This is a genomic window from Novosphingobium gossypii (assembly GCF_050433305.1).
Classification (GTDB): Bacteria; Pseudomonadota; Alphaproteobacteria; order Sphingomonadales; family Sphingomonadaceae; genus Novosphingobium; species Novosphingobium gossypii.
In genome coordinates this window covers 63525-74905 of sequence record NZ_JBNPXM010000002.1, presented here as the reverse complement: position 1 = coordinate 74905, position 11381 = coordinate 63525, and the positions used below count along the sequence as shown (strand labels likewise).

The following is an 11381-nucleotide window of genomic DNA, read 5'->3' as shown; positions in this document are numbered from 1 at the left end:
TAGGCCAACACACCTCAAGGAGTAGATGACCCATGGCTCGCATCATCGTGCTGCTGAACCTCAAGCCCGGAAAGAGCGTTACGGATTATGAACGCTGGGCGGAGAATACCGACCTGCCGACCGTGAACGGCCTGAACTCCGTTTCGAACTTCGAAGTGCTGCGCACCACGGGTCTGCTAGGCGGCGGCACGGCTCCCTACCAGTACGTGGAGATCATCGACGTCGCCGACATGGCGCTGTTCGGCGAGGAGACCTCCACCGAAGCGATGGGCAAAGTGGCCGCGGAGTTTCAGGACTGGGCCGACCCGATCTTCATCATGACCGAGAAGCTGGGCGCATGAGCGGACGGTTCGCAGGCAAAGTCGCGGTCGTCACCGGGTCGGGCCGGGCGGGGGGGCTGGGCGAAGGCATCGCCCGCCGCCTCGCCGCCGAAGGTGCGACTGTGGTGATATCGGACATCGGCACGCCTGCCGATGCCGCCACGCCGGGGTCGATGACCGGATCCAGCGCCGAAATGGACGCGATCGCCGCATCGCTGCCCTCCGCATCAACCTTCCCGTGCGACGTGCGCAATCCCGATCAGGTCCGCGCCCTCGCCCGTCATGCCGTCGATACGCATGGCTCGCTCGATATCTGGGTGAACAATGCCGGGATCGGCTACATCATGAAGCCGATGATGGAAGTCGCCGATGACGAATGGCGCGCGGTGATCGACGTCAACCTGACCGGTGCGTGGTACGGCCTGCAGGCCGCTGCCGAGATCATGATCGCGCATGGCCGCGGCGGGCGCGTGGTCAACATCGCCAGCCAGGCGGCGAAGTCAGGCTTCATGCACGCGCAGGCCTATACCGCGTCGAAACACGGCCTTGTCGGGCTGGTACGCTCCGCGTCGATCGAACTGGGGCCACACGGCATCACCGTGAACAACGTCTGCCCGAACCATGTGACCACTGGCCTCGGCAAGTGGCAGAACGAGCATTTTGCGGCCGTGCAGGGCATTTCGGTGGAGCAGTATCTTGCCAACATGGCCGCGCGCATCCCGATGGGGCGCCCCGGCATGCCTGAAGACACGGCGTCGGCAGTGGCGTTCCTGTGCTCGGACGAAGCCGTCTACATCACCGGGGAAAGCATGAACGTCTCGGGCGGGGAAGAACCGCACTGACCGGTTCGGGTGAAGCTTCGACAGGCTCGGCACGAGCCTGTCGAACGCCACATCAGCCCAGAAGCGGCGTCAGAACCGCCACGACATCGCCCGCCTCATCGAGCTTTGCCACCAGCGCATGCAGATCAGGCGCCAGCGCGTCGTCCAGACCACCGAACGCAAAGCACCGGCGGGCCTTTTCCATCTGCTCGTCCAGCGTCAACGGCCATTCGGGCGCGCCGAACTGCCGCGCCACATCGACACGCAGGACGCGGCCATCCTTCAGCCGGGCTTCGGCGTAGGCCGGTACGAAAGCGGCCAGATCGGGATTGTCGTCGGGGACGACCGTGATCTTCTCGGCAACGGACAGCAGCGTGGGGGCGGCAAGCTGATCAGGCGTGAAAACGTCCAACCCCACGTCCCCGTCCCGCAGGACCACAGCGCCCAGCCACGCAAAGCACAGGCGCGCGTAAGGCACTGTCATGTCCGCCTGCGGTCGTCGCCCGACAAGCCGATGGATCAGGGGCGGCGCGTGGTATTCGAGCGACTCCAGAGTGTCAGCAGTCACGCCATGGTCTGCCATCAGCGTCTTCAACGCCACGATGGCACCCTGGGCCGCCCGCCCCGTCGGGAACGGCTTCCAACTCACTTCCTCGACACGCCATACCGTCCCGAGACGTTCGAGTTCGGGTTCCAGCGCCGGATCGTTCTCGAACAGCGCCATATAGCCGAAGGGACCGCCTATCGCACCATCGGGCGATGGTATGCCCGCCCGCGCCAGGTCGAAGGCTTCCACGGCAGAACGCGCAGCCGCCGCAACCTGCAAGGCCAGCGTCGGCTTGCCCTCTATGTGCGATTGCATGGTTCCGCTTGCCAAGGCGAGTGCATGGCCGAAGGCACGGCGTCCCACCTCCGGCTCTACCCGGCGCAGCCGTGAAAGTGCCGCCACGCAGCCAAAGATGCCTGCCGTGGCCGGGCGAAAGAACTTCAGCGGCCCCTTCACCGAAACGCCAAGCGTCGCCACCACGTCGATCCCTGCGACGACCGCCGCCAGGAAGTCCGCACCCGCTGCGGGCGCGCGTCCGGCCTCCGCAAGTAGAGCCGCACAGACCGTTGCCATCGGATGCGCCACGGCGGCCTCGTGAACGCAGTCATATTCCTGCGAGTGAATCTGGTAGGCATTGGCGTAGGCGGCATAGGGCGCGGGCAGGCGAAGCCCTTGTTCGCCCAGCACCAGCCCTTCGCCCGCCGCCTTGCCGGTCCAGACCTGCGCCATCGCCCGTACCTCGGCTGCATGGATCGCGCCGTGCCCCGCAACGCCCACCGCCAGGCTGTCGAACAGGAAAGCCCTTGCCGCCGCTTGCGCAGAGCGGGGCAGCGCTGCCCATTCGACGGACAGCGCATGATCGACAAGACGGGCTGCAGGATCGCAGGTCATTGGCGGCCGCTCAGGCGATCTGGATCATGACCTTGCCGAAGTGATCGCCGGAATGGACATAGGCATAAGCATCGCGCGCCTCGTCGAAGCCGAACACCTTGTTGACCACCGGCTCCATGCCATTGGCGGCAATCGCATTGACAAGGCGCTGCAACATCGCCCGGCCACCCGCGGCGATTCCGTGGATCGCCAGATTCTTGCCGATGATAGTGCCGAAGTTGGGCAGCGGATCGCTCACCGTGCCAGCCAGCGCACCGATGATGGCGATGCGCCCAAGCGGCGCCGCTGCGGCGATCGACTGACGCAGGGTCGCAAGGCCGCCGGTCTCGATCACGATATCCGCGCCGTTGCCCAATGCGGCGAAAACCGTCTTCTCCCACTCCGGGTCGTTGCGATAGTTCACGGTGACGTCAGCACCCAGCGCCCTGGCCTGCTCCAGCTTCTCGTCGCTGGAGGACGTAATCGCCACGCGCGCTCCGCACATCCGCGCGATCTGCAGCGCCATGATGGAGACGCCGCCGGTGCCAAGCGCCAGCACGCTGTCGCCAGCCTTCACCTTGCCGACTTCGACGATGGCGTTCCACGCCGTCAGCGCCGCGCCGGAAAGCGCCGCAACCTGCCGGTTCGTCAGGCTGTCAGGCACCTTGACCAGCGCATGGGCGGGGATCAGCACGTATTCGGCCAGCCAGCCGTCATGCGTCACTCCGATATCATGACCAAAATAGGCCGGCGAAAAAGGACCGTCAGTCCAGGCCACGAAGTGCGGCGCGATCACGCGCTCGCCCGCTTCGAAACCCGAAACGCCTTCACCCAGCACCGCGATCTCGCCGACGCCGTCGGATACGGGGACGCGGCTCTCCGGCCGGGGAGCGCCGTACTTGCTGGACACGATGAGAATATCGCGATGATTGAGCGCGGCTGCCTGCACTTTGACCAGAACCTGGCCGGGCCCAGGCTGCGGGACGTCCTTCGTCACTGCAGTCAGCGATGCAATGCCCTGCTGCGAACCGATCGTATAGGCCTTCACGATACCCCCAAAGCTAATGATAGCGAGCTTTTTGTATCGTACCTATAACAATAGATCGGTCAAGCACCCTTGCCGTCAATTGACCGCGTAGCGGGTTCCATGCAGGTCGAGCCGAATGGTGAACTTGTCCGAACGGTAATGCGCAAAGGTAAGCAGGAACGGCCGCTCGTTCTCATCGTAGCTCGTCCGGCTGATGCGCAGCAACGCCGCAAGCGGCGCCACCTCCAGCGCCTGCGCCAGTTGAGGATCTGCCTGAAGCGCGCCGATCGTCTGCTCGGCATGGACCGCCTTGTATCCGGCATCCGCCAGAAGCTGCAGAATCGGTCCCTTGGCAAGATTGCCCGACGTGATGAGGCCCGCAAGATCCCCCGGCACGTAACTGACCACATAGCCGATCGGCGTGCCGTCCAGATAACGGATACGCACCGCCCGGATCACCTCGTCACCGGTATTGACCTGCAATGCTGCGGCGACAGTGGGATTGGGCTGTTCGCGATTGACCTCGATCACGTTCACCGTGGTACCGGTGCCCAGCGCCATCAAAGAGTCCATCGCCTGATCGATGTCGGCCTCGATCGGCTTGGCCGGGGACTTGAAGATCACACGCGTGCCGAGCCTGCGCTTGCGTTCGACGTAGCGCTGCTCGGCCAGTTCGTTGAGCACGCGCCGCGCCGTGATGCGCGAAACCCGGAACAGGTCTGCCAGTTCGTGCTCGGTCGGCATGGCACTGCCTAACGGACGCTGGCCGCTCAGGATCTCATCGCGCAACTGCAGATAGATCTGGTAGTAGAGAGGTACTGCACCCTCGCGATCGACCACCCTGACACTCCCGAACAAAGACGGCACCACGCGATCATGCGCGGCCTTGGCGTTACATCTCTGACTGATATGTCAATCGCCCATGCGACGGCAAATTTCGGGTGTCAAAAAGGCGGGCAAGAAAAGAGGGGCGCGCAGCCCCCCTTCCCTTGCACCTGCCAGTGGGCTCAGAACTTGAACCAGATGCTGCCGGTGAAGCGGCGTGGATCGCCTGGGAACAACGACAGGAAGTTGGCCGTGATCGTTTCCTGCTTGGTCAGGTTGGTGACCCCGAACGACGCGCCAAAGCCGCCATCTGCCTGCTCGTAGGCGACCTTGAGATCGACGAAGTCTTCGCGTGGCGCCGCCGCATTGTTGAGCACCGCCACATAGTAGGACGAGTTGTGGCGGTAAGCCCCGATCAGCTTGATGTCGCCGTCAAGCGCATCGACGGGGATAGTGTATGTCGCGCCGCCAGTGAACTGGAAGGTCGGCGTCCGGACGGGCCGGGTATCGGTAGAAATCTGCAGCGCCTGGGACACGTTCGGCAGGATCACGACCGACGAGTACTTGCCCCGTGCAAGCGACCCGTTGGCGAAGAATTCGAAATTGCGCACCGGCGCGAAGACGGTTTCGAATTCAAGGCCATAATCGACGAGTGTGCCAGCATTGCGCGCCAGGCTGACGATGACCGTCTCCCCCGGCGGCACGATCCCGGACGTGATCTGCAGATTCTTGGTCCGGGCATAGTAGCCATTCAGATTGATGCGCACCTTGCGGTCGAACAGCTCGGACTTGATACCACCTTCGTAGGACCAGGTGACTTCGGGTTCGAATGCCAGAACGCGGGTCGATACCGCGGCGTTGCCGTTCCAACCGCCAGACTTGAACCCGTTGGTCGCCGATGCATAGAGCATGACGGCCGGGGACAGCTTGTAGTTGATCGCGACCCGGGGAGTTACCCGGTTCTGCGTCAGCTTCAGCGGAATTCCGGCGGCCCGCACATCGGCGCTGTTGAACCCGAAGCCGGGGAACCGCTCGGAGTCGAAATACTCTATCCGCTTCTTTTCATACGTATATCGCGCTCCGACGGTCAGCGTCAGATCCGGTACGATTTCATAATCGCCCTGGAGATAGCCGGCGACGGTCTCAACTTCCTGCCGGAAATGGCGATCCTGCAGCAGGTTGAACGATGTGGCGGTTGCAGCACCCTGGAAGTCGGCAGACTGAAGACGATTGACTTCGCGCAGGTAAAACACGCCGGCAACGTATTTCAGCCGATCATCGAAAGCCTCACCCGTCCATTTCAGTTCGGCTGAAACCTGATTGTTCTTAACCTTGTCCGCCAGGATGTAGGCGGCATATACGTTGGTGGTGGTGCCATTATAGTTATTGATATAGCCCTGATCCTGCTTGCGGTACCCCGCGATCAGCTCAAGGTTGCCTGCATCAGTCTGCCAGTTGACGTCTGCGGTCGTCGCATAGCTATCCGTCAACGCACAGTTGCCCGTGGTGGTGGTGAGCAGGATGTTCACGGGATCACCGTTGCAGTTGCCCTTCCGCAGGGCATTCCGCGTGTTGTAGAAGTCGGGAGTAGTCGTGGTCTTGTAGCGGCTTGACCGAATGGGGGCCGCATAGACGCCAAGGTATGTCCCCGTATTGCGGGTATATTCACCCGACAGATCGATCGTCAGATCGTCGCTGGGCAGAAGTCGTATATCGCCTCGGAAGCCGTAGTTACGTTCCCCGTTCAGGCGATCGCCCGTCGTCACGTTCCGAAGGTAGCCTTCGTCATAGACATAGTAAGCCGACCATTTGGTGAGGATCTGCTCACTGACCGGCATGTCCACCGTTGCCTTGGCGGTGGATCGATCGAAGGAGCCGTAAGTACCCTCGAACTTGGCGCCCATCTTGTCGGACGGCTTCTTCATGATGACGGAAACCGCACCGCCGGTTGTATTGCGACCGAACAGCGTACCTTGCGGTCCGCGCAGCACTTCCACCCGATCGACGTCGAAGAACTGATAGTTGTTGGCGTTCTGACGGGCCACATAGACGTTGTCGACATAGGTACCGACCGGAGGATCGAACGTGGCCACGGACTGGCTGTTTCCAAGGCCACGCAGGTAATAGGCGTTTGCCGTTCCCAGACCCGCGTTATGCGTGGCAATCATGCCGGGGACCAGTTGCGCAGTCTTTATCGCATCGTTGAGATTGAGGTTACGGATCGTCTCTTCGTTGAATGCGGTGACCGCAACGGGGACGTCCTGCAAACGTTCGGGGCGGCGTTGGGCGGTGACGATGATGTCGCCTCCCAGGTTCCCGCGTGTCGAGGCCGTGTCGGCCTGCGGAGTTTCCTGAGCCTGCGCGCCGGTGGCGATGCCGATCGTCATCAACCCGGCTGCGCAAAGCACGCGCGCACGAATACCCCTCGTCGAACTATGCATGACGACTCCTCATTTTCCTGGCCTGAAGCTTGAGTCGAGACGGATCCTGCCGCCTTCACCCGTTCCTATTTGTTATGCATTAAAGACATAATACATTGAACGTCGTGTCAACCCGGCTTTTTACAATCCGGCGATAAATGTGCACATTGCGCCGGCTGCACTTCGATCAAGTGCATGGGAAGGCGCTACTTTCGATGGTCCTTCGGGTAAGCCCCCATCATCAGGAGCAGGGCCGCCCCGGTGACAAGACATACCGATCCACAGCGCAGAGCCAGCGTGTAATCACCGACCCGGTCAAAGGCGTAGCCGAAAACCACCGGCCCCAATCCCCCCGCAAACGCGATCACCGCATAGAAGCAGCCGTAGATCGACCCGTAATGTTTCTGCCCGAAGTACCGGCTGATGAGATAGGCCAGCAGATCGAACTCGAAACCTGCACCGAATCCCAGCGAAACAGTCGCCAGCGTCGCCGTCAGCGCGTTGATCGATCCGGTGGTGAGCAGCCAGCAGCCGATGGCCGGGAACACAAGGATGAAGGCCGCGATCAGCGGCGCCCACACTCTATCCAGCAACCATCCGCCCAACAGCCGGCCGCAGATGACCGACAAGCCGAAAGCCGCGGTGATTTCACCGATCTGTGCCAGAGTGAAGGCCCGTGTCCTGAGGATGTTCTCCAGGTTCGGCGTGGGGGCAGTCAACGCAAAGGCGATGGACAGAAAAGCGCCTGCCATGGTCCATAGCCGCCGATCGCGCATGGCTTCAGCCAAGGTCACGCCAGATTGGGCCAAATCCGCGCCGGGTACGTCCTCAGCCTTCCGCGGCCCGCACCTGATCTCTCGAAACAGCGCCGCCACGACCGGCACACCAATCACGATCGGCAGGCAGCCGATCACCATCACAGCGGTCCGCCAGCCATATGCCTGAATCAGGCTGGCGCATAGCGGTTTGATGAGGAAGCCCGTAATCCCGGTGCCGCAACTCGCCACGCCCAGCGCCATGCCCCGCCTCTTGTCGAACCACTGCGTCACCACGCGGGTCCAGGTAGCGGAGAGCGTACCGATACCAAGGATCGACATTACGATCCATTGGGCGTAGAAGATCATCAACGACCCGTTGTTGAGCGCCAGGCTCATATAAGACAGCCCGAACAGCGGCAAGGATAGCAGAGCTACCTTTCGCGCGCCAAATCGGTCGATGGCGATGCCGGACAACGGACTTGCGATCATCACTACGCCTGACTGCACGGTGATGCTGGCCATCAACGCAGCGAAGCTCCATCCGAACTCCGCCGACAACTGTGGCCCCAGCATTCCGATGGTATAGAACGGGATCGGGCTCATCCCCAGAGCCACGCCGACCATCGCAGCGATGACCACGGTCCAGCCGCGCGGATGGTCGTGTTTCGGCAAGTCTTTCGAGAAAGCGCGTTGGTGCATCTTCACCTTGGTTCGATCTCCGGGCTGGACAAGCGGATTTTTATCACTCACCAATAGGTATAAGTCTATATCAAAATAAGGGCGTGAACCCCATGGCGTCTCGACCACCTGCCACCATTCCCGCGTCGGTCCGGATCAAGCGGCGCTTCGTCAATGTCGGGGGGAAGCGCATCCACTTGCGTGAGGCAGGCGAAGGCCGCCCAGTGGTCCTGCTGCACGATTCGCCTCGATCGTCGCGTCTGCATATCGACCTCATGCGGTTCCTTGCGCCGCACTTCCACGTCGTCGCGCTCGACACACCGGGTTACGGCAATTCCGATCCGTTGGGCATCGATACGCCGGAAATAACCGATTTCGCAGCCGCGCTTGGCGATGCACTTGATGCTCTCAAGCTCAGCCATGCGCCGATCTATGCCACCCACACGAGCGCAAAGATCGCTTTGGAATACGCTTTCTCTTCTGGGCAGCCGCCGGCGCTGATCCTCGACGGTCTGTCCTATCCGCCCACACTTGCCCCCGCACCGTTCGTCGACGCCTATATGCGCCCTTTCGTCATCGACGCGAATGGCGCCTACATCGCTGCCGAATGGACGCGTACTCGCGACATGCTGCGCTGGTTTCCATGGTTCTCCCCGGCTGCTGCGCATCGTGTGGCCCGTGAGATGCCCCCGGCTGAATGGATCGAGGACTACACGATCGACCTGTTCAGCGCGGGACCGCACTATGCGGACGCTTATGGCGCCGCCATGCGTTACGACTGCGGCCGGGCGTTGCGCGGCGTCACCGTGCCGACGCTGATAGCCGCCCGGCAGGATGACGTGCTTTACGGCTTCCTCGACCGCATCCCATTGGACGAGAATCCCGCTCTCAAGGTAGAGCGGCTTGAGGCCGACCGTCACCGCTGGCGCGAGTGGTTGCTGCAGCGCCTAGGCGAAGCATCGGACACTTCGGCCTATATGGCACCCTGCGAAATGTCGGGAACGACCGGTTATTTCGACCACGCCGAGGGCCAGATCCATTACGATCGGCGCGGCCCGGTGGGGGAAACGCCTCTTCTCATCCTCGAAGCCCCTGCCCCTGTCGAAGGCAGGCTCTGGCAGGCCGCTCTGGAGGCAATCCGCGACACGGTCGTCCTGGAACTGCCGGGCTTTGGCGAATCCGACGCTCTGGAGGATCCTTCCCCGGCAGGATACGTTGCCGCGCTACAGGACGTGATCGCGCAGATCGGCGGGCCAGTGGACATCCTTGCGATCGGCCCCGTCGCCCATCTCGCGCTGTCCCTTGCCGGATCTCACCCCGAGTCTGTGCGCACCGTTGCCCTTGACGGTGTGCCGCAAGTTGTCGCCGACCGGGATGCCCTTTGCCCACCGATCGGCTTCGACATGGGTGGCGGACACCTTCATCGCGCATGGCACATGGTGCGCGATGCGCAGGTTCAATGGCCCTGGTATTCGCGCGAAGGGTCGGCGCAGCGCCAGACCGAGGCCTCCATCGACGGAGCCACCCTGCACCGCGCGCTCGTCGGTACGATCAAGCAGCCGGTTCGCTACGGCGACGCCCTTCATGCGTCCCAGGCGGCCACGCCGAGCACGCCTGACCATCCCGTGCTGGTCTTCACCCGCGAAGACGATCCGTTCCACGCCGGAGCTCCGCAGCTGGCACGGAGCCTGAGCCGGGCAACCTGCGCGATCCGCCCCGATCGCATCGCCGATGCCGCGCCCATCCTGTCCGGCTTCCTTGCTGCCCGCCAGACCGAGGACGTTGCGTGAGCAGCCCCGCCGGGCCGCATGTCTGGCCTGCGCGCGGATATGCCTGGTATGTCATCGCCCTGCTGACGCTGGCCTATGCGCTGGCGATCCTCGACCGCGTTTCCATCGCGCTGCTGATAGAGCCGCTGGAGCGCAGCCTGCACCTGACCGACACCGAGTTCGGGCTGCTGCAGGGCATGGCCTTCTCGATGGTCTACAGCCTTCTGGGACTGCCTCTGGGGATGCTGTGCGATCGGTCGCGCCGCGTGCCTGTGCTGGTGGGCGGGCTGACGGTTTGGAGCCTTGCCACGATCTGCTGCTCGTTCGCGTCCAGCTTCGGCGAACTGTTCGCCGCGCGCATGATGGTGGGCGTAGGCGAAGCCGCGCTTGTGCCGGTCGCGACGTCACTGATCGCCGACTACTTCGCGCCTGAAGTGCGGCCGCGTGCTTACGGTGTCTTCGTGCTGGGCAGTTCCATCGGCACGGCGGCGGCAATGGCATTGAGCGGCCTGTTCATCCGTTGGGCGGATGCCCTGATCGTCGGCATCCCTGCGCTGTTCGGGACGAGCATGCCATGGCAGATCGTGTTCGTGCTATGCGGCCTGCCGGGGATCGTGCTGGCGCTGATCATCGTCCTGAGCATTCGGGAGCCCGCGCGCAAGGGACTGGATACCCAGGTCACCAGCATCAGCCTGCGCCCCATCCTGCAGCTTTTTGCCGAACGCCCCCGCGCTTATGGCTGCTTCCTCATCGGCACCGTGCTCAACCTTGTCTGTGTCTATGCCATAGTCGGCTGGTTTCCGGCGCTGTTCATCCGCGCGCATGGGTGGGACGCGGCACAGACCGGCTATGCCCTTGGCGCGGTCGGCTTTCCGGTCAGCGCCTTTGCTGCGATCAACAGCGGGTGGGTCATCGCGTGGTTGCTGCGCAAGGGGCACCGCGATGCCCCGGTGCTGGCGGCCATGGGTGCGGCGGCGTCCATGGTGCTGTTCGGAACCGCTGCCTGCCTCGTCCCGTCCGGATGGCTGGCGCTGGTTTTCTATGCGCTCAACGCGCTGTTCCTGAACTGGAATATCTCTGGCGTCTATTCCGGCATTTCGGCGATCACGCCCAACAGATTGCGTGGACAGGTGATGGCGATCCACACCATCTGCTCCGGCCTGATCGCGCTGACTGCGGGCAATTTTCTGGTCGGGTTCCTGTCGGATACCGTCTTCACCGGGCCGGGAGGCATCGCCTGGTCGCTGGGGGTGGTCTTCTTCGGCTGCGGTCTTGCCGCCGCGGCGACCCTTGCCGCCGGGCGCACGACCTTCCGCGCCGCCGTCATCGCGAACGAAAGGGCCTGA

The 11381-nt window shown here is 62.9% G+C and carries 9 protein-coding genes; 4 read left to right on the top strand and 5 right to left on the bottom strand.

Annotation, left to right across the window (positions count from 1 at the left end; translation table 11 throughout):
- Positions 1-32: 32 nt before the first annotated feature.
- Positions 33-341, top strand: coding sequence for an REDY-like protein HapK (locus GGR40_RS05950; RefSeq protein WP_429275291.1), 309 nt, complete (start codon positions 33-35; stop codon positions 339-341).
- Positions 338-1162 carry an SDR family NAD(P)-dependent oxidoreductase gene (locus GGR40_RS05945; RefSeq protein ID WP_429275290.1) on the top strand — a complete coding sequence of 275 codons (825 nt, stop codon included), beginning with the start codon at positions 338-340 and terminating at the stop codon, positions 1160-1162. Before GGR40_RS05950 ends, GGR40_RS05945 begins: the two co-directional genes overlap by 4 nt.
- Positions 1163-1214: 52 nt before the next feature.
- Here GGR40_RS05945 and GGR40_RS05940 read toward each other — a convergent pair whose 3' ends face one another.
- The 5 genes from GGR40_RS05940 to GGR40_RS05920 all read right to left on the bottom strand — a co-directional run bounded on the left by GGR40_RS05940 (position 1215) and on the right by GGR40_RS05920 (position 8287).
- Positions 1215-2579: an MmgE/PrpD family protein gene (locus GGR40_RS05940; protein ID WP_429275289.1), complete on the bottom strand. Its 1365-nt coding sequence runs from the start codon at positions 2577-2579 to the stop codon at positions 1215-1217.
- Between the two features lie 10 nt (positions 2580-2589).
- Positions 2590-3606, bottom strand: a complete 1017-nt coding sequence (locus GGR40_RS05935) for a zinc-dependent alcohol dehydrogenase family protein (protein ID WP_429275288.1) — start codon at positions 3604-3606, stop codon at positions 2590-2592.
- A gap of 75 nt (positions 3607-3681) precedes the next feature.
- Entirely contained in the window at positions 3682-4425 is a 744-nt protein-coding gene (locus tag GGR40_RS05930; protein WP_429275287.1) for a GntR family transcriptional regulator, read from the bottom strand.
- Between the two features lie 167 nt (positions 4426-4592).
- Positions 4593-6797 carry a TonB-dependent receptor gene (locus GGR40_RS05925; protein ID WP_429275286.1) on the bottom strand — a complete coding sequence of 735 codons (2205 nt, stop codon included), beginning with the start codon at positions 6795-6797 and terminating at the stop codon, positions 4593-4595.
- Between the two features lie 239 nt (positions 6798-7036).
- Positions 7037-8287, bottom strand: a complete 1251-nt coding sequence (locus tag GGR40_RS05920; protein ID WP_429275599.1) for an MFS transporter — start codon at positions 8285-8287, stop codon at positions 7037-7039.
- A gap of 92 nt (positions 8288-8379) precedes the next feature.
- Between GGR40_RS05920 and GGR40_RS05915 the strand changes: the two genes are divergently transcribed.
- Positions 8380-10056 carry an alpha/beta fold hydrolase gene (locus GGR40_RS05915; protein WP_429275285.1) on the top strand — a complete coding sequence of 559 codons (1677 nt, stop codon included), beginning with the start codon at positions 8380-8382 and terminating at the stop codon, positions 10054-10056.
- The gene (locus GGR40_RS05910) at positions 10053-11381 is read left to right on the top strand and encodes an MFS transporter (protein WP_429275284.1); all 1329 of its coding nucleotides are present in this window, start codon (positions 10053-10055) and stop codon (positions 11379-11381) included. Before GGR40_RS05915 ends, GGR40_RS05910 begins: the two co-directional genes overlap by 4 nt.